This window comes from Flavobacterium limnophilum (genome assembly GCF_027111315.2).
Classification (GTDB): Bacteria; Bacteroidota; Bacteroidia; order Flavobacteriales; family Flavobacteriaceae; genus Flavobacterium; species Flavobacterium limnophilum.
In genome coordinates this window covers 4,337,655-4,363,082 of record NZ_CP114289.2, presented here as the reverse complement: position 1 = coordinate 4,363,082, position 25,428 = coordinate 4,337,655, and the positions used below count along the sequence as shown (strand labels likewise).

Genomic DNA, 25,428 nt, shown 5'->3' with positions numbered 1-25,428 from the left:
CAAGTTACTCGATCAACTTGAAACTTTAAACCTGAAACAATTTTTTTAATCTGCTATATTTGGGTTCAACCATTTCATTGCCTTATCTGTCGAAATACTTCTTCGTTTGGCGTAATCAATGACTTGATCTTCTTTTATTTTTCCGAGTCCAAAATACTTGCTTTCCGGATTTCCAAAGTAATATCCCGAAACCGAAGAAGCTGGCCACATTGCCATACTTTCGGTCAAAGTTACTCCGATTTCTTTTTCAACATTCATTAATTTCCAAATGGTTGGTTTTTCTAAATGGTCGGGACAAGCTGGATAACCTGGTGCGGGACGAATTCCTTTGTATTCTTCGGCAATCATTGCCTCGGTACTGATGTTTTCATCTTTCGAATAACCCCAAACTTCTTTACGTACTTTTTCGTGTAAATATTCGGCGAAAGCTTCTGCAAAACGGTCTGCCAAAGCCTTGACCATTATCGAATTGTAATCGTCTAAATCTTTTTCGAATTCAGCCGCCCATTCATCGACACCAAAACCTGTTGTTACACAAAATGCTCCCATATAATCTGTTACTCCGTTGTCTTTTGGCGCAATAAAATCGGCCAAAGCGATATTTGGAGCGCCTTTTGTTTTTTGTGCTTGTTGACGCAATGTCAAGAATTTTTCTAATTCATTCCCTTTTTCATCATACAATTGAATGTCGTCATCGTTAACTTGATTCGCAGGGAAAATGCCATAGATACCTTTGGCTTGCAATTTCTTTTCTTTTAAAATTACAGCTAACATTTCCTGTGCATCGGCAAAAACAGAAGTCGCTTGTTCGCCAACCACCTCATCGGTTAAAATTGCCGGATACTTCCCAAACAATTCCCAAGTTCTAAAAAACGGAGTCCAGTCAATGTAAGGAACCAAAACATCCAAATCCACTTCGATAACTTGTTCGCCAATAATATTTGGTTTTACTGGAGTGAAATTCTCCCAATCCAATTGTAATTTGTTTTTACGAGCATCTTCAATACTCAAGAAATTCTTGTCACGGGAACGATTCAAGAACGATTCTCTAAAAGCATCATAATCGGTTCGAATATCGCTGGTATATTTTTCTCTATTATCGTCCAATAAATTTCCAGCCACGGTAACAGCTCTCGACGCATCGTTTACGTGAATGACCGTTCCTTTATATTGAGGTGCAATTTTCACGGCGGTGTGAGCGCGTGAAGTCGTTGCTCCACCAATCATCACCGGAATATTCATTCCTCTTTTATCCAATTCCTTGGCGAGATATACCATTTCGTCAAGCGAAGGTGTTATCAATCCACTTAAACCAATAATATCTACATTGTGCTCGATAGCTGCTGCAATAATTTTCTCGGGAGGAACCATTACACCAAGGTCAATGATTTCGTAATTGTTACAAGCTAATACAACTGAAACAATATTTTTACCAATATCGTGAACGTCTCCTTTTACAGTTGCTATCAGGATTTTTCCGTTTCCTTCTTTATCTCCAACCTGCTTAGCAGCTTCAATAAAAGGCAACAAATACGCCACGGCTTTTTTCATTACACGAGCCGATTTTACCACTTGTGGCAAGAACATTTTTCCTGAACCGAACAAATCTCCAACAACGTTCATTCCCGTCATCAGGTTGATTTCGATTACTTCGATAGGTTTCGTGGCTGCCAATCGCGCTTCTTCAACATCTTCTTCAATAAAGGCATCAACACCTTTTACAAGTGAATGGGTAATTCTTTCTTGAACGGTTCCCAAACGCCATTCCTGAATTTCTTTTTCATTCGTTTTTGGACCACCTTTTACATTCTCGGCAAAGTCTAATAACCGTTCTGTAGCATCATCACGACGGTTCAGAATTACATCTTCTACGTGTTCTAATAAATCCTTTGGAATTTCATCATAAATAGAAAGCATCTCCGGATTTACAATTCCCATTGTCATCCCGTTTTTAATGGCGTGATACAAGAAAACCGAGTGCATCGCTTCACGAACCGTATCATTCCCTCTAAACGAAAACGAAACGTTACTCACACCACCACTGATGTGTGCGTGTGGCAAATTTTCACGAACCCATTTGGTTCCTTTAAAGAAATCCAAAGCATTCAGGCGGTGTTCTTCCATTCCGGTTGCTACAGGAAAAATATTCAAATCGAAAATAATATCCTGCGGAGGGAAACCTACTTTATTTACTAAAATATCATACGAACGTTGGCAAATTTCCACACGTCGATCAAAATTATCCGCTTGTCCTACTTCGTCAAAAGCCATAATAATAGCGGCAGCTCCGTAGCGTTTTATCAATTGAGCGTGATGAATAAAGGCTTCTTCTCCTTCTTTCAAAGAGATTGAATTCACTACACATTTTCCTTGCGCCACTTTCAAACCTGCTTCAATGATGTGCCATTTCGAGCTATCAATCATAATGGGAACACGAGCAATATCGGGTTCGGCAGCGATTAAGTTCAGGAATTTCACCATCGCATATTCGCCATCTAGCATTCCTTCATCCATATTGATATCGATGATTTGCGCGCCACCTTCTACTTGCTCTTTGGCAATGCTTAAAGCTTCATCGTATTTTTCTTCCTTGATTAATCGAAGAAATTTTCTAGAACCGGTTACGTTGGTACGTTCCCCAATGTTTACAAATACGCTTTCTGGCGTAATGATTAAGGGTTCTAATCCTGATAAAACTAGGTTTCTTCTTTTTTCTGCTTCTGCCATTTTTGTTTTTATTTTTTAATCCTGCAAGGATTTGAATATCTTGGAGGTTTAGCTTATTTATTTCTTATTATCGTTTTGGGCGTGACCCAAAAGGGTCGGGCTATTCGCTATATCTTTTGTTCCGCTATCGCTCCACAAAAGGATGCCGCTGCTATCCCTTACGCAAATCACTCATTTCCAAATCAACTTCTTTCTATTACAACAATCCTTTCAACGTTTCCGTATCTGGCAGAATATTTTTATAGGCTTCTGGCAAATCATTGTAGGTTTTATACGTAACCACTCCCATCGGTTTTGAGGTGTCTCTAAAAGCAAATTCTACTATTTTATTATTTTTTTCTTTACAAAGAATAATTCCAATAGACGGATTCTCGTGTGGCTGTTTGACCATTTCGTCCAAAGCCGAAAGATACAAATTCATTTTTCCAACATATTCTGCTTTGAACTTCCCTTTCTTCAATTCGATAGCGACCAAGCTTTGAATTTTTCTGTTAAAAAACAGCAAATCAATAAAATACTCTTCATCTTCAATAAGCAATCGGTGTTGATTTCCGATAAAACTAAATTCAGAACCCAAAGCCATTATAAATTTCTTGATATTCTGCACAATCGCATTTTCCAAAACACGTTCGTTTGGCTCTTCATCTACATCCTCAATATTGAAAAATCCAAAAGCATTTCGTCCTTAAAAGCCATTAGTGCTTTTTGTCGAAAACTGTTTTCGGACAAAGTGGTTTGAAAATTATGCGCTAATTTCCCTTGTCGTTGGTATAAATCAGATTTTAGATGATGCTTTAAAGTTTCAAAACTCCAAAACTCGGTTGCTACTTTTTGGATATAAAAAATACTCTCTTCAAGCATACTATTCTTTATTATTTCCCTATGATGAGAAAAACCAAGCTTTAAAAACTGCTCCACGAATTCATTTTCCAATTCGGCAGACGCCATCTGCCGAATTGGAAAATTCGTTTTTAAATCATCAGTTACCAACTGACGATTTAAGTTATTCAATTCGGCAGTTGGCAACTGACGATTTAACTCTTCCTCCGAAAATTGAAAAAGAGGGGCTTTTTCGTCTATCAAAAATGGTTGCATAAATTCCCATTCTTCATAAAAAGCACGCATATTTTTTATATTAGAAGCCGAAAAACCTCTCAAACCGTGAAGTTCTTGTTGCAACAAATTCGAAATACTATCAATAGCTCCCTTTCCCCAATTTTTGTTTCGGCTATGAAAGGATACATATTGACCAATGCCAAAATACAATTTCAATAATTCCTTATTAGCAAGCGCAGCAGCTTCGTAACGACTTCGTAAAATAGCCGTTTTTATTTGCTGTACCGCCTGTAAATAATTATTACCTCCTTGTATTTCCATATTTTTTAATTTTCAACGGAATGAATTCGTTGCTACAAAATGTATCCTCATTATTCAACGGATTAAAATCCGTTGCTACAAAATGGGTCATTCCTACGGAACTTGTTCATTTATTTCATCTTCGCGTTTGTCATTGCGAGAAACGAAGCAATCTCATTAGTTGCTCACTTTTGTTGCTCTCGTTATGTGATTTCTTTTCGTCGAAATGACAAACCAGACTTATTCTTTTTGTGTGCTGAATACAGATTGCAAATCCCATCCTGCAAGAATTATTCATAATAATAATCTGATTTTGGTAATTCTATAATCTCTTTCTTTTTATATAATATACTCCAAATCATTTCATACAAATCCAAAAAAGGTTTTGCTTTTTTATCATTTACATCATTTGTCTCACCATTGTCATAACTTACCCATTTCTTTTTACCATTTGCATAAACCACTATACTTTCCGTAAAACTTGGATTCTTAACTATAACAATCCCTCCTTTTGGTTTAAACTTAACTGGCATTTTGAAAAAATTACTTTTCACAATAAATGAATATATCTTTTCTTTTTCACCCTTTGTTAATTCAACTTTAGTCGTCTTATCTTCATTTAAATATTTCCGATAAAAACTGTTATATTCGGAATTGTAACTATCATTTCCCCCTCTATCAATTGTAAAATTAAAATCAGCAGGTATTTCTTGCTGGATCATTAATGACTTTTTTTCATCACTAAACCCAAATAAGCACAAAAGCACAAAAACTGATAATACTATTTTCAATTGTCTCATTTCTCAAAAAAAAAAATTACATCACCGCATCTGAAACCCTCGGTTTATAATCCTTGGCGATATCGGCAATCAACTTGATGTGTTCTGGCGTTGTTCCGCAACAACCACCAATAATATTCACTAAATTATCTTCTAAATAAGAGCGAATTTGGGCTTGCATTTGCTCTGGCGTTTCGTCGTATTCTCCAAAGGCGTTTGGCAATCCAGCATTTGGATGCGCTGATATATTGAAAGAAGTATTATGTGATAAAGTCTGCAAATAAGGTTTTAACAAATCGGCTCCTAAAGCGCAATTGAATCCTACGCTCAACAACGGAATATGGGAAACCGAAATCAAGAAAGCTTCCACCGTTTGTCCAGAAAGTGTTCTTCCTGAAGCATCGGTAATCGTTCCTGAAACCATAATTGGAATATCGATATGGCGTTCTTCCTTCACTTGTTCGATAGCGAAAAGTGCTGCTTTGGCATTTAAAGTATCAAAAATAGTTTCTACCAAAAGCAAATCGCAACCGCCGTCCATTAAGGCTTCGACTTGTTGTTTGTAAGCAATGCGCAAATCATCAAAAGTTACAGCACGGTAACCTGGATCGTTCACGTCTGGCGACATACTCGCTGTTCTATTTGTTGGTCCAATGGAACCGGCTACAAAACGAGGTTTTTCTGGATTTTTGGCCGTGAATTCATCGGCTACTTCACGCGCTAATTTTGCCGATTCGTAGTTGAGTTGATAGACATATTCTTCCAAATGATAATCCGCCATACCAATAGTCGTTCCTGAAAACGTATTGGTTTCTACAATATCGGCTCCGGCTTCAAAATACAAAGCGTGCACTTCTTTGATGGCTTTGGGTTGTGTTAACGACAATAAATCGTTGTTCCCTTTGAGCGAATGTGGAAAATCCTTGAATTGTTCTCCACGGAAATCTTCTTCGGAAAAATTATAGCGTTGCAACATCGTTCCCATTGCTCCATCGAGTACGAGAATTCGTTTTTTGATTTCTTCTTGAATGTTTGGCATAACTTATTTTTTGCCGCTAAGACGCTAAAGCGCAAAGCTTTTGTTTTTATTTGTTTTTTCCAAAAAATCACTGTTTTCGGCTGTTTAGCCCCGATTGAAGTGAAAATCCTTTGTGGGGCTGGGGTTCAGCCCCACAAAGATTGTAACGAAAAGCGGGAACGATATTGACTGAAAATGCCTGATATTTCGCTCCTTATAATTTCACGATTTTGGAACTGCAAAGTAAAGCAATAGCCTTACCACTTGCAAGTGATAAGGCTATTTTGATTTTGACCGCAAACCGGTATTCTAAGTTATCGCTTTTACCACTGCTTTTGGAGATTCTTTACGCGTTCCGTCGAATCCGTCAATACCGGAAACGGTGGTGTATTTCATCACATATTTCTTGCCCGGATTGATAATTTGGTAGGCCGCTTGACACATCAAAGTCGCTTCGTGAAAACCACAAAGAATCAATTTCAGTTTTCCTGGATAAGTATTTACGTCACCGATGGCGAAAATTCCCGGAATATTGGTTTGATAATCCAAGGCATTGTTCACTTTGATCGCGTTTTTCTCGATTTCCAATCCCCAGTTGGCGATTGGCCCCAATTTTGGCGTCAATCCAAAAAGTGGAATGAAATAATCCGTAGGAATGTTTCTGTGAGCTCCTTCGATATCAACATCAATGGATTCTAAATGCTCGGCACCATTCAAACCAACTACTTCACCCGGAGTAATCATTTTGATTTTTCCGGCATCTTTCAATTCTTGAACTTTTTCTACAGAATCTAAAGCGCCACGGAATTCGTTTCTTCTATGAATTAAAGTCACTTCGGAAGCTACATTCGACAAGAAAATACTCCAGTCTAAAGCCGAGTCACCTCCACCGGATATTACGACCCTTTTGTCCCTAAATTTCTCTGGGTTTTTGATGAAATATTTGATTCCCTTATCTTCGTAAAATTCGATGTCTTCGATAAGTGGTTTTCTAGGTTCAAAACTTCCCAATCCACCTGCAATAGCAACAACTGGTGCGTGGAATTTTTTTCCTTTGTTTGAAGTCACAATAAAACTTCCGTCTTCTTGTTTTTCGATGGTTTCAGCACGTTCGCCCAAGGTAAAACCTGGTTCGAATTGTTTGATTTGTTCCATTAAATTATCTACCAAATCACCCGCCAATACTTCAGGAAAACCTGGAATATCGTAGATTGGTTTCTTTGGATATAATTCTGAAAGTTGTCCTCCAGCTTGTGGCAAAGCATCAAGAATGTGACATTTTAATTTTAATAATCCTGCTTCGAACACGGCAAATAGACCTGTTGGCCCGGCTCCAATTATAAGGATATCTGTTTTAATCATTTTGTTTAATTTTTGTCCTCCCCCCAGCCCCCTCCAAAGGAGGGGGAGCCGAGATAGAGTTGCGTTTGTTGTTTTTGGTTTATATGTATTCTGTTTATTCTTTGTTTTTCAAGGCTTCAGTGATTTCGTTCATTCGTTGCACTTTTTCCTCGAAATTTCCTTTGAGCGTTTTTCGATATTCGTTCAAGTTTTCGACCATTTTATTGACATCCTCTGGAATGACTTCTTCGAAAAACTCTCTCAATCGTTTGGCCGTTGTTGGCGATTTTCCATTGGTCGAAATAGCAATTTTTACATTTCCTTTGGTTACGATTCCACCCAAATAATAGTCACACAATGGTGGCGTGTCGGCTATGTTGCAAATCAAGTATCTTTTTCGAGACAGGTCATAAACCCTTTTATTGACTTCTAAATCATCGGTACAAGCGATAACCATATGCCGTTTTTTCAACATTTTTTTCTTGAACCTAGCCTCAGTCAATTTTACTGAGGGATGTTTTTCCGCCAATGCTTCTAATTCAGGCAAGAACTTTGTCGCCACAACCTCAACATTGGCATTGGGACTGGATTTCAACATAAAGCTCAGTTTTTCTAAACCTACGTTTCCTCCACCCACAATCAAAACATTGATTTGATGTAGTTTTAAAAAAATTGGGTATAACTCGTTTCTTTCCATTAGTCTCTGGCGCAAACTTTATTGAATGCTACTTCTTTATAAAATCCTTTCAACTTGTTTCTTTCTCTAACAACTTCTCCAATTACGATGATGGCTGGCGAACTCAAATTGTTTTCTTTTACCACTTCTATAATTGAATCTATGGTTCCAATGCCAATTTTCTCGTTGGACATTGTACCGTTTTGGATAATGGCCACTGGCGTTTCTCCTTTGGATTCGTTTTGAAAAAGAGCTACAATTTGTTCCAATTTGCTCATTCCCATCAAAATCACCACTGTCGCCGTTGATTTTGCAGCTAGGGCAACATCATTAGACAAATTCCTGTCGGAAGTGGTTCCTGTGATGACCCAAAAACTTTCGGAAACGCCTCTTTTTGTCAACGAAATTCCTTGATTGGCAGGAACGGCTATGGAAGATGAAATTCCAGGAACTACAAATGTTGGAATTCCAAAACTTTTCACAAATTCTATTTCCTCGCTTCCACGACCAAAAATAAACGGATCGCCTCCTTTTAATCGGACCAAATTTCCATAAGTCAATGCGTTGTCCACCATCAACTGGTTGATTTGATCTTGTGAATAAGCGTGACAGCCCTTTCTTTTTCCGACAAATATCTTTACGGAATTTTTCGGGGCGTACTCTAATATTTCCTCATTGGCCAAAGCATCATATAAAACCACATTCGCTTCAGCCAATGCTTTTACGCCTTTGAGCGTAAGCAAGTCTGGATCTCCGGGACCCGCACCGACTAAAGTTACTTTTGGTTTTATTGAATTATGCATTAGCGATGTCTTTTGCTCTATAGTTTTCAATATTTTCAAAAAAGGCAACACCTTCTTGAATGAATTTATTTGCAAATGCTTCGGATGGCTCGTTTTTATTGATTTGGTAAACCAAATCTTTAAAAGAAGAACCTAGCTCAATTTTATTGGTTTCAACAAAAACCGTATCGAATAAATCGATAATTCCTGCGTGTGTATTTGTTTTTTGACCTTCGGCAAGCAATAAAGCTTTGGCACCATTTACAAATCCTGCATAAGTCAAGTAAATAGAATCAGACCATTTTCCTTCTTGCAAAGCTTCGTGTGAGAAAGTCAATTTGTCTTTGGCTTCGAATAGTAAAGTCGCTACCAAATCAATAACAACACCGGCACATTCACCCACTCCAATAGCTTTTACATAGTTGTCGGCATTTCCCCAATCCACAAAATCAGCTTCTGTAAGATTTGTAATGTCTGAAAGTGGTTTCAACAATTCGAAAAAATAATTTTCTCCTTTGGCATCGTAATAGTTTAAGAACGATTGTCCGTTGGCATTAGCCTCGAAATCATTCAAAATAGAACGCAACGCTTCTGGTCCACGACGACTAGGAATTTTGATTACTTTATCGGCAAATCTTCCTTGACCGTTTTCTAAATTTCCACCACCCAACAACACTTGAAGTGCTGGAGCAACCAATTTTCCTGAATTAATCGACATTCCTTGGAAACCAATTTCCGCCATATTGTGTTGTCCACAAGCATTCATACAACCACTAATTTTGATGGTTATTCCTTTATTATTGGCGTATTGTGGATATTCCGTTGCTAAAACTCTTTCCAATTCTGTTGCGATTCCCGTGCTGCTTGCAATACCTAAATTACAAGTATCGGTTCCCGGACAAGCCGTGATATCGCCAATAGTATTGTAACCTAAAGTCACCATATCTAATTTGGCTAATTCTTGGTAGAAAAAGGCTAGATTTTCTTCTTTAATATCACGTATAACGATGTCTTGTCTTAATGAAAAACGCAATTCATTGGCACCATAATTTTTAATCAAATCGGCTAATTGTCTGGCTTTGTCAATATAAAAATCTCCTAATGGAACTTTAACTCCAATAGCCACATAACCGGCTTGTTTTTGTGAAATCACATTCGATTTTTTCCAAGCTTCAAAAGCAGCTACATCATCGATAGTTACTGAAGGCACTGCCAACAATGGCTCTGCAACTGGCCCTTCAAAAGCGGTAGTATCTATTTCGTAAGAATGGAAAGGCAAGGCTTTTTTCTCTTCTTCAACCAAACGTAAAAACTCGTCACGACCTAGGTCTTTGATCAAGAATTTCAAACGGGCTTTCAAACGTTTTGTTCTTTCACCGTAACGGTCAAAAACTCTAATCACCCCTTCGGCAGTTGGAATAATTTGGTTTACGGGTACAAATTCCGAAAGCAATTCGGCGTGGTGTGGTTGTGAACCTAAACCTCCACCTATCATTATTTTGAATCCTTTTTCGCTATTTACAATTTTTGGAATGAATCCTAAATCGTGTAAATAACTCAAAGCCGTATCTTTATCCGAAGATGAGAATGATATTTTGAACTTACGTCCCATTTCTTGACAAATTGGGTTACGCAATAAATATTGGAACAAACCGTGTGCATAAGGCGATACGTCGAAAGGCTCCTCAACATCTACACCAGCCAATTCACTTGCCGTGATGTTACGCACCGTGTTTCCACAAGCTTCACGCAAAGTAATATCGTCTTTGGCCAAATCTGCCCAAAGTTCTGGCGTTCTATCCAAACTTACGAAGTGAATTTGGATATCTTGACGAGTGGTAATGTGCAAACGTCCTGTTGAATATTCTTCAGACACTTTGCAGATACGGTTTAATTGCTCGCTGCTTACTTTTCCGTAAGGTAATTTGATACGAATCATTTGAACGCCTTCTTGACGTTGACCGTAAATACCACGTGCTAAACGAAGACTACGAAAACGCTCGTCATCAATTTGTCCGTTGCGGAATGAATATATCTTTTTCTCTAAATCGATAATCTCTTTTTGGACAATCGGATTTTCTATTTCGTCTCTAAAACTTTGCATAATTACTGTTTTGTGTTTGTAGTTTGTTGTTTATAGTTGTGTTGTTGAACTTCAAACTACCAACTATTTTATAAATCCAACTCCTGCTGTTGTGTTGGTTGCGGCATCAATCAAGATGAAAGCTCCATTTGATTTGTTGTCATTGTAAGCATCAAAATAAATGGCTTTGCTCAATTTGATGGTTACTTCTCCAATTTCGTTAATGCTCAATTGACTTGCTGGTGTAACTCCTGAATAATCGGTTGCGATTACGTTTTTCACACTGTCAATTTTCGCCAAAACTCTATTGGTATTGTGTTGTACAAAATATTTTGCACCGGCTACCAATTTTTTGCTATCCATCCAACAAACTGTTGTGGTGATGTCTTTTTCTACTTTAGGCAATTCGTTTGATTTTACAATCATATCGCCTCTTGTCACATTGATGTCATTTGCTAATTCGATAGTAACTGAAGAACCAACGCTTGCTTCATCAAATTGTTGGTCGAAAAAGTGAATATTAGTCACTGTAGATTCAGTTAATGAAGGAAGAACGGTTACCGCATCTCCAACTTTAATATTGTTTCCGTATAATTTTCCAGCATACCCTCTAAAGTCGTGGTATTCTTCTGTTTTTGGACGAATTACAGTTTGCACTGGGAAACGAGCTTGTCCACTATCGTAAACATCTTTTGATTCTAAATTTTCCAAATGTTGAAGGATAGTTTGTCCGGTGTACCAAGGCATTTTTCCTAATGTTTCCACCACATTATCTCCTGTCAAAGCACTCAACGGAATATAACTTACGTTTTGTTCTTTGTAGGCACTTTTTGCATTTAATGCTTGAAAATCTGCTTTGATTTTGTTGTACACTTCTTCAGAATAATCAACTAAATCCATTTTGTTTACAGCCACAATCACGTCTTTCACTCTCAATAAATTATTGATAAAAAAGTGACGGTAGGTTTGCTCAATCACTCCTTTACGAGCATCAATCAAAATGATGGACACTTGTGAAGTCGAAGCTCCAGTAACCATGTTACGAGTGTATTCCACGTGACCCGGAGTGTCGGCAATGATGTAACTTTTTTTCGCAGTCGAAAAATAAATATGCGCCACGTCAATAGTGATTCCTTGCTCTCTCTCGGCAACCAAACCATCGGTGGCCAACGAAAAATCGAGGTAATCGTATCCTTTTTGCTTACTGCTTTTTTCTATTGCTTCTAATTTATCTGTAGTCAAGGATTGCGTATCATACAATAATCTTCCGATTAAAGTACTTTTTCCGTCATCTACACTTCCTGCTGTTGCTATTTTTAAAACTTCCATTCTTGTTTTGTTTATTGTTTGTAGTTGTTTGTTTGTGGTTTATAGAAAAACTATAACCGAAAAACCATCAACTATTAAAAGTATCCTTGTTGTTTTCTTTTTTCCATTGCAGCTTCAGAACGTTTGTCATCAATTCTGGCTCCTCTTTCTGAAATGGTGGATTGTCTGATTTCACCAACAACTTCGGTAATTGTGGCAGCATAAGAATCAACAGCTGCGGTACAACTCATATCCCCAACCGTTCTAAAACGAACTACTCTTTCTTCTGTTGGTTCATCTTCTTCTTGAAAAACAAAAGGAGAATGTGACCAAATCATTCCGTCTCTCAAGAATACTTTACGTTTGTGCGAAAAGTAAATTGATGGAATTTCGATTTGCTCTTGCTCGATATAACTCCAAACATCTAATTCAGTCCAATTCGAAATTGGGAAAACACGAACGTTTTGACCATTTTCGATTTTTCCATTCAATAAATCAAACAATTCTGGACGTTGGTTTTTTTCGTCCCATTGTCCGAAATCATCACGAACCGAGAAAATACGTTCTTTCGCTCTTGCTTTTTCTTCATCACGACGAGCTCCACCAATACAAGCATCAAATTTAAATTCTTCGATGGCATCTAATAATGTAGTCGTTTGCAAGCTATTTCTGCTTGAATACTTTCCTGACTCTTCAACAACTTTACCTTCGTCGATAGCATCTTGTACATTACGAACGATTAATTCTAAACCTAATTCTTTAACCAATCGGTCTCTGAATTCGATAGTTTCCGGAAAGTTGTGTCCTGTATCCACGTGCAACAACGGAAAAGGAATCTTTGCAGGAAAGAATGCTTTTTGTGCCAAACGCACCAATGTTATCGAATCTTTTCCTCCAGAAAAAAGCAACACGGGCTTGTCAAATTGAGAAATTACTTCCCTAAATATGTAAATCGCTTCGCTTTCTAAAGCATTTGTTTTTAATATTGAACTCATTTTTTTGGGTTTAAAAGTTTAAAAGTTTAAAGTTGTTTAACCTCCTCTAAAATCTCATAAACTATTATTATTTATTCTATTTTCTTCATTCTAAAATCTGAAATCTGCTTTCTGAAATCTTATTTTTGGTGCAAACCACATTCTTTATGACTCGATTCCCAAGACCATCTTCCCGCTCTAATGTCTTCGCCCGGAGCAATGGCTCTGGTACAAGGCGCACAACCAATACTCACAAATCCTTGTTTGTGCAAAGCATTTTGTGGCACATTATTATCGTCAATGTATTTTTGAACTTCCGCTAAAGTCCATTTCAACAATGGATTGAATTTGATAATGTCGAAATGCGCATCGTATTCAAAAAGCGCTAAATCATTTCTATTCTCTGATTGCTCAGCCCTTAGACCTGTAATCCAGATAGCATTTCCCTTCAAAGCTTTGGTCAACGGCGCTACTTTTCGAATGAAACAACATTCTTTTCTGTTTTCAACTGACTCGTAAAAACTGTTTGGCCCTTTTGCTTCCAATAATTTTTCCACCGCGGCGGCTTCAGGAAAACAAACCTTGATTTCTTTTTTATACTTTTTCAAGGTCTTGTGAAAAACATCATAAGTTTCTTGAAATAAACGCCCTGTATCCAAGGTGAAAATGGTAATTGGCAAATCGTTTTTGGCGATTAAAGCCGTTATTACTTGGTCTTCTTGTCCGAAAGAAGTCGAAAAAACCACTTTTTCTTCGTACTCTTTAGCCAAAAAAGCCAAAGTTTCCTCGATGGAAAAACCGGCTGTTTTTTCTATTAATGTATTTACTGTCGCTGTGCTCATTTTTTTATTGTTTTTCCTCACCCCAACCCTCTCCAAAGGAGAGAGAAAAGCGGAATTAAATTTTTACTCAAATCTATTACCCTATCGGTTTAGTAGATTAGTCTGCAAAAGTACTATTTATTTCTAAATGACAAAATATTTTTTGATATTTTTATGAGAAGAGTGACTTAAAAACAGAATCCAAAAAGACCCTAAATTCGGCTCTTTAGCCCCGACAGGAGGGAAAAACCTTGTGACCCGGCGTTCGGGACGCAAGTTTTGGAAGGATGGCGGGAACGATTTTGGCTGAAAATGCCTAATGCTTCGCTCCAAATTATTTTTTTGAAAAAATATTTCATAAAGTCTATCGAATTGGTAGGATTATAATAAAATTGTTTTATTTTTGCCGAAAAAAATTAAAATGGATTTTCAAATAGGGTTGGTTATTGCGGGTTTAGTGGTAGGTTTCATTGTTGGATTGACGGGTGTTGGAGGCGGTTCATTGATGACTCCTATTTTATTATGGTTCAATATTCCACCATCCACAGCTGTCGGCACCGACTTATTGTATGCCGCTTTTACTAAAACAGGAGGTATTTATGCCCACAATAAAAAAAGCAATATTAATTGGGTCATTACTGGTTGGCTTTCCTTGGGCAGCATCCCGGCAGCGCTTCTAACTTTATGGATTCTCCATAGCATCAAAACAGATGTTACAGCCCTTAATGCAATCATAAAGCACAGTTTAGGTTGGGCGTTACTTTTTACCTCTATTGCCATTGTGTTCAAAAAGAAACTTTTAGTCTTTTCTCAAAAACATGCAGGCGACAAGTTCCATAGCGAGAGTAAAACCCAGAATTTATTGACTGTAGCCATTGGCGTGATGCTGGGAGCCATGGTGACCCTGACTTCGATTGGAGCGGGTGCTTTGGGAACGGTAACTTTGTTTTTCTTGTACCCGCTGTTGCCAACTCCAAGACTGGTTGGTACCGAAATTGCCCATGCTGTTCCTTTGACTCTTGTGGCAGGAATTGGACACGCCTCGATGGGAAATCTGAATTTAGAGCTATTAGGACAGTTATTGATAGGATCGCTTCCCGGAATTTATATTGGAAGTATGTTGAGCGGAAAAGTACCCGATTTGTTGCTTAGAAATGCCATCGCAATGATGTTGTTTTTCGTGGGTTATAATTTGGTTTTTTAGTCCGTTCGAAATTTACAAAGAAAAGACCCTTTCATTGGACAAACACAATGAAAGGGTCTTTTCTTTTTTAATGATACTTAGTCTAAAAAGCGATATCAGCAAGCGTATTATTCTCCAATATCATCAAGGTATTGTCGCGAACTTCCATCATTAGTTTGCGAACGGCACAAATAGATTCATCGGTACAGTCATCGCATTTTTCGTAAAAGTTGTGGCTGGCGCAAGGCAACAAGGCAATTGGCCCTTCGAGAATACGATAGACTTTTGCCATATTAATGTCTTTTGGGTCTTTTATCAAATAGTAACCTCCGCCTTTCCCTTTCTTCGCACCCAAAAAACCAGAATGACGCAAAAGCAACAAAATACTTTCCAAAAATTTTATGGAAATATGTTCCGCTTTTGCAATATCAGCAATGGCAACAGGTGTTTGATCTTCTTGTCGTGCCAAAAAAGTCAAAGCTTTGATTCCGTATTTTGTTTTTTTTGAGAGCATTTTATTAAAATTGAATTATTTTAGAAACCTATATAATAGCCAAATTACTAAAAAAATTCCACCTATTATTAAAATACGATTCCCTTGTTTTCTATCATTATCTGAATAAGCATAAATTCTATTTCCATTTGGTAATGTTTTTTTGAATGTCAACAAATGCCAACCAATAAATACACCTAAAAACCCTCCCAAAATTGCAGTAATATAACCAATAACTATATAAATTCTTTGACTTTCTTCTGGTTTTGAAAGTTCAACAATTCTATTCGTTTTTATTTTTTCTATTTCTTCCGAAGTAACTTCTTTTCCTCTTTCTTTTAATAATCTTTCAGCTAAAGACACATCAAATGGACTCCATTCATCACTAGCTGCGATTAATTCAAATAATTCCTTGTCCGTAAAACTTAATAAATAGTAATCCTTATCAATTTCAACAATTTCTTTTTCTGCTTTTTCAATTAAAAATGAGTTTCCCTTTTCAAAATCGCTTTTCTTGAGCTTGATACAAAATTCTTTACCAAATCCATTATTTGCAAAAGTGGGATCAAAACTTAAAGAATTATCCTCAAGTATATATTCGAGTTTTTTCTCCTTGAAAAAATCCCCTAATTCAGAGGCAGAATTTTGATCATTAAATTTTCGAAATGTTATGAATTCTTCTATCATATATTTTATAAATACAAAATCGTTAATTTGAAATTTAACAACAAAACCCACAGTAGAAACCGTGGGCTATTTTGTTTGAATCAATAATTATAAATCTTTAAGAAAGTGCCTGTTCCAAATCAGCAATAATATCGGTCACTGTTTCCAATCCTACGGAAACGCGCACCAAACCATCAGTAATACTTACTGCCAAACGTTCTTCGACAGATAATTTGCTGTGTGTTGTGGATGCTGGATGCGTTACAATGGTTCTGGTATCTCCTAAATTGGGAGACAACGAGCACAATTTTATTTTATCCAAGAAAGCTCTTCCGGCTTCGATTCCTCCTTTGATTTCGAAAGCCACAATATTACCACCCAATTTCATTTGCTTTTGAGCAATGGCATATTGTGGATGTGATTTCAAGAACGGATATTTTACCAAACTTACGTTAGGATGCTGCTCTAAAAACTCGGCTACTTTTAAGGCGTTTTCGCAATGTCTGTCCAAACGAATGGCCAAAGTCTCTAAACTTTTGGACAACACCCAAGCATTAAACGGAGATAACGAAGGCCCAGTCAATCGGGAAAATAAATAAATTTTTTGAATCAATTCGGCATCACCAACAGTGATTCCACCCAAAACACGTCCTTGACCATCCATTAATTTAGTCGCCGAATGGATAACCAAATCAGCTCCCCATTTTATAGGTTGTTGTAAATAAGGCGTTGCAAAACAGTTGTCAATAATTAAAATCAGATTGTGCTTTTTGGCAATCGTACCAAGCAATTCCAAATCGATAATATCGACCGCAGGATTGGTTGGCGATTCGGCAAAAAGAATTTTAGTATTTGGTTTGATAAAACTTTCTATCGTTTCGGGTTTGTCAATATCAAAATACGAAGTTTCTATTCCCCATTTCGAAAAATAGTTGATAAACAAAGAGTGGGTTGCTCCAAAAACACTGCCTGCCGAAACGATATGATCGCCTGAATTCAACAAAGCAGCCAAAGTTGAATAGACCGCTGCCATTCCCGATGCGAAAGCAAAACCAGCTGCTGCACCTTCCATTTGACACACTTTATCAACAAACTCGTTGGTATTAGGATTGCTGTAACGGCTGTAAATATTTCGATCTTTTTCATCGGCAAATGAGGCACGCATATCTTCGGCATCTTCGAATACAAAACTTGAAGTTAAGTACAAAGGCACGGAATGTTCTAAATACTGGGTGCGCTCTAATTGATTGCGTATGGCTTGGGTCTCGAAACCAAATTCTTGTTCGTTCATTGTAATGTTTGTTGTTTTTAGTTTATGGTTGTTGAATTTAGATTTTCGCTAATTCAGCACCATTCAAAACTACTTTATAATGTATTGTTGCTGTTGGTTCCACTGTTTTGGCTACCGAGCAATATTTTTCAAAAGAAAGTTGGGCAGCTTTCAAAGCTTTGTCTTCTTTGATATTTCCTTCCAAATAAAAAACTACGTGAATATCTTTGAATGGTTTTGCTTCGCCTACTTGCACTCTTTCGCCTTCAACATCCGCTTTGAAAGAAGTGATTTCCTGACGTTGTTTTTTCAAGATCGAAATCATGTCGATTCCGCTGCAACCTGCGACTCCCATCAAGATTAGTTCCATCGGACTTGGCCCCATATCATTACCTCCAAAATCTGGACGCGCATCTACATTTACAATATGTCCACGTTCGTTTTTTAATTCGAAGTGGAAGTTTTCGTTTACTCTGTCTAATGTTATTTTCATAATACTTTATTTTTTCCTCACCCCAGCCCTCTAAAAAGAAGAGGGAGCCGAAACTGGAGAGTTGTTGTTTTTATTTTTTTACTGAATACTCAAAACTGAACACTGAGTACTATTTTTATCCTTTCTCCGACAATCTCAAAATATCTCCAAAAACACCTCTCGCCGTCACTGCCGAACCTGCTCCTGCTCCTTGAATCACAATAGGTCTGTCTCCGTAAGATTCCGTGTAAATTTCGAAGAAAGAATCAGAACCTTTCAATCCACCCAAAGCGGTATCCGAAGGTACGGAAACTAATTTTACTTCGAGGTTTCCTTTGTCGTTTTGTAAATCGCCCGACAATTCTCCGATGTATCTCAAGACGTGATTTGGTTGCTGCTCTGCTTTTATTTTGTTGTAAATCGGGTCGAATTCTTTTAATTTATTCAAGAAATCGGCAACGTTGCCTTCTCTCAAATGTTCTGGAATCAAGTTTTGAATGTTGATTTCTTCGAACTCGTTTTGTAAATCCAATTCTCTCGCCAAAATTAATAATTTTCTACCAACGTCATTTCCACATAAATCTTCTCTCGGATCGGGTTCGGTGTAACCGTTATCGATGGCTTCTTTCAAGATTTCGCTGAATGGAACCTCTTTAGCCGAAAAATTATTGAATAAATAACTCAAAGTTCCCGAGAAAACTCCTTTGATTTTGGTGATATTTTCACCAGAAAGATGCAATAATTTTATGGTGTCAATCAATGGCAATCCTGCACCAACATTGGTTTCATACAAATAATTCTTTTGGTTCTCCGCCAATACTTTTCGCAAATCTTTGTAAAACTTGTAACTCAAGGTATTCGCCACTTTATTGGAAGAAATCAAGTCGAAACTTCCTTCTGCCAACGGAACATAATTCTCAACAAATGCTGCACTCGCCGTATTGTCAATGGCAATCAAGTTCTCCAAATGATTTTCATTGGCGAAAGCGATAACATCGTCAATCGTATAAGAGAAACCGTTGGTTTGAATCTCGTTTTTCCAATTTGGAGAAACTCCGTTTTTGTTCAAAAGCAGGTTCTTGGAATTGGCAATCGCGAAAACATTCAACTTAATATCTTTTCTTTTTTCGATGGCCGGAGCCGATTCCAAAATCTGGTTAATCAAGGTTCCACCCACCAATCCGTGACCGAAAATGGCAATGTTGATTTTCTTGGAAACTCCAAAAATCTCCCCGTGAATCACGTTCAACGCTTTGTGTAATTGCGATTTTTTCACGACCAAACTCACGTTTTTTCCCGTAACGGTATTGTTGAAAAGAATTGGCACAATCTTGTTTTTAATCAAGGCCGTGTATGGCTTGTGGAAAGTGCTCAAATCCTGGCCAATAATCGAAATCACCGAAACATCATCGGTAATCGAAATCTTGTTCACGTCTTTCGAATAGAAATCATTTTCGAATTCTTTCTCCAATTCAATCATTGCTTTGGTTGCTTGATCGGCATTCACCACAAGTCCGATTCCTCTTTCAGAAGAACCTTGCGAAATGATGCTCACGCTAATGTCATTGTCGCCCATTACCCTGAAAATACGGGCATCGACACCTGTTTTTCCCAACAATCCTCTTCCTTCCAAGTTGACCAACGACACATTTTCCAGAACCGAAAGTGTTTTGATTCCTTCTTTATTTGATTTAGACGTGATTAATGTTCCTTGATTTTCGTGGTTGAACGTGTTTAAAATCCGCAACGGAATATTTTTTTCCAACAATGGAATAATCGTTTTGGCGTGCAAAATGGTCGCTCCAAAATTGGCTATTTCATTGGCTTCGTTAAAAGACAAACGGTCAATTTTCTTGGCATCGGGAACTAATTCCGGGTTTGCCGTGTAAATTCCATCAACATGCGTATAATTTTGCAATTCCTCGGCATCCAAATAATTGGCAATCAGGGAAGCGGTGTAATTACTGCCGTTTCTTCCTAAAGTCGTGGTATCGTTGTTGCTGTTCGAACCAATAAAACCGGTAATAATATTTACGGTATCGCTGTTTTCCTTGAAATAATGAACCACATTTTTCTTGGAAACTTGTTCCAATGGTTGTGCATCTCCAAATTTAGAATCCGTTTTTATCAAGGCTCTAGAATCGGTCAAGCGGGCATTTATCCCTTTTTGGGTTAAAATGGAAGTCAATAATTTTGCCGAAAGCAATTCGCCTTGCGATAAAATCTGGTCTTTAATTTTGTTGCTGTAATCACCAATCAGGCTCACTCCTTCAAAAAGTTTGTCCAAAACTTCGAATTCCACAGATAAATCGATGTCTGCGTATTCGCCGTTTTGCTCCTTTTTAAAACTTTCGAAAGGCGTTTTGTAATCTCCGTTTTTAGCGGCAATTCCAAGAATTTCTTCCAATTCGTCAGTGGCATTTCCTCTTGCAGAAACCACAACGGCAATTTCCTCGCCCTGTTTGACCTTGTTTTCGATTATCGAAATAACTTTGTTTATACCTTCTCCGTTGGATAAAGATTTACCTCCAAATTTTAATACTTTCATCTGTTCTGTATGTATAATGCTTAAAAAATATCCTTAAGCAAATTATCTAATTGTTTGTATTCTATCAAAAATGCGTCGTGGCCGTGGATTGATTTTATCTCGCCATAAGAAACATTTTTATTCAATTTCTTTAATTCTTCGAAGGTTTCTTTATTTTCGTTCGCCGTAAAAAACAAGTCGGAATCAATGCCGATGATGTGAATATTGGCTTCAACCTTAGAAATAATTTCTTCGAAAGAATCCCTGTTTCTGGTGATGTCAATCGTTTTGAGCAACTGGTTCATCATTCGATAAGCCGAAAGCTGAAAACGCTTTTGCAATTTCTTGCCGTGATGATTCAACCAACTTTCCACATTAAAAATAGCTAATTCTTCATTCGTTGTTCGCTGGAATTTGGCTTTGAACGATTCTGGTGTTCTGTAACACAACATGGCGTGAATTCGAGCGTCTTCAATCGGTTTTGAAGAGTTATTCAGGATTTGTTCCTGCAAAAAACAATTGGCAATCAACCAATCCGTCGATTTCCAGTCAGTGGCAATCGGTATTAAATGTTGGGTAATTTTCGGCTCCAAAGCGACCATTTCCCAAGCAATTCCTCCGCCAACAGAACCACCAATAATAGCGTACAATTGTTGAATTTTCAATATTTTGATTCCTTCCAAAAAAAGTTTGGCAACGTCTCTTGCATTAAAATCCAAGTTATTTTCTATCAAGACATCATCGTAACCATTTCCGGGAACATTGAAAGCCAAAATAGTGTATTTATTGATGTCGATTGTTTTGCTTTCGCCAATGAGACTATTCCACCAACCGTGTTCTCCAACAACTTGCGAATTTCCGGTCAAGGCGTGGTTTACCAAAACAATTGGAGCGGTATTCAGGACTGGCCCAAAAACCTGAAAACTCAAATTAAGAAATGCGTAAAATGCGCCACTTTCGGTGGTGAAATTATGTAATGTAATTGATGTTGGTTTATTTTCCAATAGTCAAATCTTTTGTGATTTTTGATTTGTGTTTGGAAATATTAGAAAGAAAGCTAGAAGTAAACTAGAAGAATTCTTGTTGTTATCTTTTCCCGACAAATCGAGATAGAATGTAGCACCTTCTTCGTTTTCAAAGGGTTGCTAAGCTTTCATCGGGTCTATTCCCTCGAGCTTTCTTTATAACATTTCAATACGTATGTGAACTTTAAGGCACAAATTAACCACTAATTTTTCAAACATCCAAATTTTAGGCTGCTTGGTTTTTTATTTAAGATTAAAACCGCATCGACAAGAATCCACAAACAGATTCTTGCCGTTGCTTGTTTTAAAATTGACACCGCTTTTTATTACAATCCTTTTTTTAGATAAAAAGAGTGTTGTTTTCTTCAGAATACATTAAGCCCAACAAAGAAGTCGGCGCTTTGCCTGAAGTTTTTTTCAAATTGATTCCAAATCGGGTATTCGTTGTTTCCGTATTTGTTTCATTAGCCGTATTTGCTTTTGTTCTTATGTTCAAACTTTTAAGAAACTCAATTGCCGTTGTTATATATTTTAGTGTTTTCATGATGTTTTATTTTTAGATATTCTTTTTATTTTAAAACATATTGAATTCAGTTTCCCCAAGTTCATCTATGTTATTTTATTCTTTTAAATTTTCGAAAACTGCCTGTAAATCGGCTTTCAAGTCTTCTATGTCTTCCAACCCTACCGAGAGTCGGATTAAATCCTTGGTTACTCCCGTGGCGACCTGCTCTGCATCTGACAACTGCTGATGCGTGGTACTCGCCGGATGGATAATCAATGATTTTGTGTCACCAATGTTGGCCAAAAGCGAAAATAGCTTTGTTTCATCGGCCACTTTCTTGGCGGCTTCAAAACCTCCTTTAAGGCCGAAAGTTAGCAATCCGTTTTGTCCCTTGGGTAAATATTGTGTTGCCAAATCGTAATATTTACTGGACTTTAACCCTGGATAATTGACCCACGAAACTTGGTCTTGGGTTTCCAACCATTTGGCCAAAGCCAATCCGTTTTCGCTGTGCTTCTGGACGCGAACCTGCAAAGTTTCGAGTCCCTGAATAATCTGGAAAGCATTGAACGGACTCAAAGCTGCACCAAAATCCCGCAAACCTTCGATTCTCACTTTGGCAATAAAAGCAGCATTTCCAAGCGCTTCGTGATAAACCAATCCGTGATAACTTGCCGATGGTTCGGTAAATTCAGGGAATCTTCCGCTGCTCCAGTCGAATGTTCCTGCATCGATAACAGCTCCTCCAAGCGATGTTCCATTTCCTGAAATGTATTTGGTCAAGGAATGAATCACGATATTGGCACCGTGCTCGATTGGGTTTAGCAAATAAGGAGAAGGAACCGTGTTGTCTACAATAAAAGGAACTTTAAAGGCTTTTGCTTCGGCCGAAATGGCTTTCAAATCCAGGACGTCCAATTTTGGATTTCCTAAACTTTCTGCAAAGAACACTTTGGTATTTTCTTGGGCTGCTTTGGTAAAATTGGCCGCATCCGATGGATCTACAAACGTGGTGGTAATTCCCAATCTTGGCAAAGTGGCACTCAACAAATTATAGGTTCCGCCATATAAACTATTGGAAGCCACGATGTGATCGCCCGCCTTCAGTAAAACCAATAATGATGTTGCAATGGCTGCCGTTCCCGATGCGGTAACTACTGCGGCAATTCCGCCTTCGAGAGCTGCCAAACGTTGTTCTAGTATATCGTTAGTTGGATTATTTAATCTGGTATATATAAATCCCGCTTCGGCAAGTCCAAATAAATTGGCCGCATGACCTGAATTATTAAATACATAAGAACTGGTTTGATAAATAGGTACCGCTCTAGTTCCTGCTGTTTTAGTAACGTCGTGTCCTGCGTGTAATGCGTTTGTAGCGAATTTTGGAGTGCTCATAATTTTTTATTTTTTTATAATTGATTTTATTTATAAAACTGAATTCGTTTCAGTTGATTTTATTTTTGAAATTGTTTGATACTGTGTAACCTAAAAAACAAAAACCCTTTTAGATACGTATCCAAAAGGGTTTCAAGTTTTGTTATAACTTATTACTTTCGGAATCAACAGACGCACACAAACTTCATAGACATTGCACAAATCATCGATTTGACATTGCATTTGCTCATTTGTTGTTGTTTTAAATTGTTCATTGTATTGATTCTTGTGATTATTATGGATTCAAAAAAAAAGCTTCCCGTTTACTTGGGAAGCTTTTTGTTATATAAATTTGAAATTAAATTTATGCAATAGGCGACCCACAGGACTTAACCTGAAAGTGTTTCGACATTTTACATACATTTAAAATCATTTTGCTTTTCCTTTTGTTGGGACAAATATCTAAACTATTATTTAGAAATCCAAATATATTTTGAAAAAAAATACATAAATAGCCAAATCTTTAAATAATCAACAAATCAACCCGTTAGCAACCCTGAATTTTTAACATCAAAAAAAAGTTAAGTTTAATTTGCAATTCAAAATGGTTTCATACATTTGCACCCGAATATTAGAGGAAAAATTTGAACTGATTGCAACCTCGTTAAAAAAATGCTAAAGCAGCAACTCTCCTTTAGTATTTCCCAGCAATCACAATTTTCCTCGCTTAATTATAAAATTATACTATTATGGCTTATTTATTTACGTCAGAATCTGTGAGCGAAGGACATCCAGACAAAGTTGCTGATCAAATTTCAGATGCGTTAATTGATAACTTCTTGGCTTTTGATCCAGAATCGAAAGTGGCATGTGAAACTTTGGTTACCACTGGACAGGTTATTTTGGCTGGTGAAGTAAAATCTGAAACTTATTTGGATGTTCAAACTATTGCTAGAGATGTCATCAAAAAAATTGGCTATACCAAAAGTGAATATATGTTTGAAGCCAATTCTTGCGGCGTTCTTTCGGCCATTCACGAACAATCTGCCGACATCAATCAAGGTGTTGACAGAGCCAGCAAAGAAGAACAAGGAGCTGGTGACCAAGGAATGATGTTTGGTTATGCCACCAATGAAACTGAAAATTATATGCCTTTGGCTTTGGATATTGCTCACGCATTATTGATTGAATTGGCAAATATTAGAAGAGAAAATTCCGAAATTACATATTTGCGTCCCGATGCTAAATCACAAGTAACTTTAGAATATTCAGACGACAACAAACCACAACGTATTGATGCAATTGTAATTTCGACACAACACGACGATTTTGCTCCAGAAGCTGAAATGTTGGCTAAAATCAAAAGTGATTTAATCTCTATTTTGATTCCAAGAATTAAAGCGAAATATCCTCAATATGCCCACTTGTTTAACGACAAAATCCAATACCACATCAACCCTACCGGGAAATTTGTTATTGGTGGACCACACGGAGATACAGGATTGACTGGAAGAAAAATTATCGTGGATACTTACGGTGGAAAAGGAGCTCACGGTGGTGGTGCTTTCTCTGGAAAAGATCCAAGTAAAGTGGATAGAAGTGCGGCTTATGCAACACGTCATATTGCCAAAAACCTTGTAGCAGCCGGTGTTGCCGACGAAATTTTGGTTCAAGTTTCTTATGCTATTGGGGTTGCAAAACCAATGGGAATCTTTGTTGACACTTACGGAACTTCAAAAGTGAATTTGACCAATGGTGAAATTGCCAAAAAAGTGGAAGAAATTTTTGATATGCGTCCATACTTTATCGAGCAACGTTTGAAATTGAGAAATCCTATTTATAGCGAAACTGCTGCTTACGGACATATGGGACGTAAACCAGAAACTGTAACTAAAACTTTTTATGCTCCAGGTGGAATTGAAAAAACAGTTACAGTAGAATTGTTTACTTGGGAGAAACTAGATTTCGTGGATCAAGTGAAAGCTGCTTTTGGGTTGTAAAATTTAACCGAAAAGCACACAAATTTATACGCGAAATTCGCAAAGAAA

At 37.4% G+C, this 25,428-nt stretch carries 22 protein-coding genes and 1 riboswitch; of the genes, 2 read left to right on the top strand and 20 right to left on the bottom strand.

The features are described 5' to 3' along the window. Positions 1-45: 45 nt before the first annotated feature. The 12 genes from metH to OZP13_RS18030 form a co-directional block, all read right to left on the bottom strand. The gene (gene metH, locus OZP13_RS18085) at positions 46-2,727 is read right to left on the bottom strand and encodes a methionine synthase (protein ID WP_281298125.1); all 2,682 of its coding nucleotides are present in this window, start codon (positions 2,725-2,727) and stop codon (positions 46-48) included. A 196-nt stretch (positions 2,728-2,923) separates the two neighbouring features. After that, entirely contained in the window at positions 2,924-3,349 is a 426-nt protein-coding gene (locus tag OZP13_RS18080; RefSeq protein ID WP_269241529.1) for a PDDEXK nuclease domain-containing protein, read from the bottom strand. Positions 3,350-3,372: 23 nt separating this feature from the next. Then, a complete protein-coding gene (locus OZP13_RS18075) occupies positions 3,373-4,104 on the bottom strand; it encodes a DUF1016 N-terminal domain-containing protein (RefSeq protein ID WP_269241527.1) in 732 nt (243 codons plus the stop codon). Between the two features lie 269 nt (positions 4,105-4,373). After that, the gene (locus OZP13_RS18070; RefSeq protein WP_281298124.1) at positions 4,374-4,874 is read right to left on the bottom strand and encodes a hypothetical protein; all 501 of its coding nucleotides are present in this window, start codon (positions 4,872-4,874) and stop codon (positions 4,374-4,376) included. 25 nt (positions 4,875-4,899) lie between these two features. Then, positions 4,900-5,901 (bottom strand): homocysteine S-methyltransferase family protein, encoded by a 1,002-nt coding sequence (locus OZP13_RS18065; protein ID WP_269241524.1) that lies wholly within the window; start codon positions 5,899-5,901, stop codon positions 4,900-4,902. Between the two features lie 288 nt (positions 5,902-6,189). After that, a complete protein-coding gene (locus OZP13_RS18060; protein ID WP_281298123.1) occupies positions 6,190-7,242 on the bottom strand; it encodes an NAD(P)/FAD-dependent oxidoreductase in 1,053 nt (350 codons plus the stop codon). Between the two features lie 94 nt (positions 7,243-7,336). Next, complete coding sequence (locus tag OZP13_RS18055) at positions 7,337-7,918, bottom strand: precorrin-2 dehydrogenase/sirohydrochlorin ferrochelatase family protein (RefSeq protein WP_281298122.1); 582 nt, start codon at positions 7,916-7,918, stop codon at positions 7,337-7,339. Beyond that, positions 7,918-8,700: a uroporphyrinogen-III C-methyltransferase gene (gene cobA, locus OZP13_RS18050; protein ID WP_281298121.1), complete on the bottom strand. Its 783-nt coding sequence runs from the start codon at positions 8,698-8,700 to the stop codon at positions 7,918-7,920. Before cobA ends, OZP13_RS18055 begins: the two co-directional genes overlap by 1 nt. Next, entirely contained in the window at positions 8,693-10,783 is a 2,091-nt protein-coding gene (locus OZP13_RS18045; RefSeq protein WP_281298120.1) for a nitrite reductase, read from the bottom strand. The genes cobA and OZP13_RS18045 overlap by 8 nt, the downstream gene beginning before the upstream one ends. A 63-nt stretch (positions 10,784-10,846) precedes the next feature. Further along, complete coding sequence (locus OZP13_RS18040; RefSeq protein WP_281298119.1) at positions 10,847-12,091, bottom strand: sulfate adenylyltransferase subunit 1; 1,245 nt, start codon at positions 12,089-12,091, stop codon at positions 10,847-10,849. A gap of 74 nt (positions 12,092-12,165) precedes the next feature. Beyond that, positions 12,166-13,065 carry a sulfate adenylyltransferase subunit CysD gene (cysD, locus tag OZP13_RS18035; RefSeq protein ID WP_281298118.1) on the bottom strand — a complete coding sequence of 300 codons (900 nt, stop codon included), beginning with the start codon at positions 13,063-13,065 and terminating at the stop codon, positions 12,166-12,168. 119 nt (positions 13,066-13,184) lie between these two features. Beyond that, on the bottom strand, positions 13,185-13,907 hold the full coding sequence (locus OZP13_RS18030; protein ID WP_281298117.1) for a phosphoadenylyl-sulfate reductase: 723 nt from the start codon (positions 13,905-13,907) through the stop codon (positions 13,185-13,187). A gap of 379 nt (positions 13,908-14,286) precedes the next feature. Here OZP13_RS18030 and OZP13_RS18025 point away from each other — a divergent pair, with 379 nt between their 5' ends. After that, entirely contained in the window at positions 14,287-15,069 is a 783-nt protein-coding gene (locus OZP13_RS18025) for a sulfite exporter TauE/SafE family protein (protein WP_269241521.1), read from the top strand. Positions 15,070-15,151: 82 nt separating this feature from the next. Here OZP13_RS18025 and OZP13_RS18020 read toward each other — a convergent pair whose 3' ends face one another. The 8 genes from OZP13_RS18020 to OZP13_RS17985 all read right to left on the bottom strand — a co-directional run bounded on the left by OZP13_RS18020 (position 15,152) and on the right by OZP13_RS17985 (position 23,401). Continuing rightward, positions 15,152-15,562 (bottom strand): RrF2 family transcriptional regulator, encoded by a 411-nt coding sequence (locus OZP13_RS18020; RefSeq protein WP_281298116.1) that lies wholly within the window; start codon positions 15,560-15,562, stop codon positions 15,152-15,154. A 15-nt stretch (positions 15,563-15,577) separates the two neighbouring features. Further along, positions 15,578-16,228, bottom strand: coding sequence for a hypothetical protein (locus tag OZP13_RS18015; protein ID WP_269241520.1), 651 nt, complete (start codon positions 16,226-16,228; stop codon positions 15,578-15,580). Between the two features lie 97 nt (positions 16,229-16,325). Further along, entirely contained in the window at positions 16,326-17,498 is a 1,173-nt protein-coding gene (locus tag OZP13_RS18010; RefSeq protein ID WP_281298115.1) for a trans-sulfuration enzyme family protein, read from the bottom strand. Positions 17,499-17,535: 37 nt separating this feature from the next. Further along, positions 17,536-17,970, bottom strand: coding sequence for an OsmC family protein (locus OZP13_RS18005; RefSeq protein WP_281298114.1), 435 nt, complete (start codon positions 17,968-17,970; stop codon positions 17,536-17,538). A gap of 115 nt (positions 17,971-18,085) precedes the next feature. Continuing rightward, positions 18,086-20,497 (bottom strand): bifunctional aspartate kinase/homoserine dehydrogenase I, encoded by a 2,412-nt coding sequence (thrA, locus tag OZP13_RS18000; protein ID WP_281298113.1) that lies wholly within the window; start codon positions 20,495-20,497, stop codon positions 18,086-18,088. A 20-nt stretch (positions 20,498-20,517) separates the two neighbouring features. Beyond that, positions 20,518-21,480, bottom strand: a complete 963-nt coding sequence (locus tag OZP13_RS17995; RefSeq protein ID WP_281298112.1) for an alpha/beta fold hydrolase — start codon at positions 21,478-21,480, stop codon at positions 20,518-20,520. Positions 21,481-21,559: 79 nt separating this feature from the next. Continuing rightward, positions 21,560-21,666, bottom strand: a riboswitch (SAM riboswitch). A 175-nt stretch (positions 21,667-21,841) separates the two neighbouring features. Then, positions 21,842-22,045 (bottom strand): hypothetical protein, encoded by a 204-nt coding sequence (locus tag OZP13_RS17990; RefSeq protein WP_269241516.1) that lies wholly within the window; start codon positions 22,043-22,045, stop codon positions 21,842-21,844. A 75-nt stretch (positions 22,046-22,120) separates the two neighbouring features. Then, a complete protein-coding gene (locus OZP13_RS17985; RefSeq protein ID WP_269241514.1) occupies positions 22,121-23,401 on the bottom strand; it encodes an O-acetylhomoserine aminocarboxypropyltransferase/cysteine synthase family protein in 1,281 nt (426 codons plus the stop codon). Positions 23,402-24,129: 728 nt separating this feature from the next. Between OZP13_RS17985 and metK the strand changes: the two genes are divergently transcribed. Continuing rightward, positions 24,130-25,380 (top strand): methionine adenosyltransferase, encoded by a 1,251-nt coding sequence (gene metK, locus OZP13_RS17980; RefSeq protein ID WP_281298111.1) that lies wholly within the window; start codon positions 24,130-24,132, stop codon positions 25,378-25,380. Positions 25,381-25,428 lie beyond the last annotated feature (48 nt).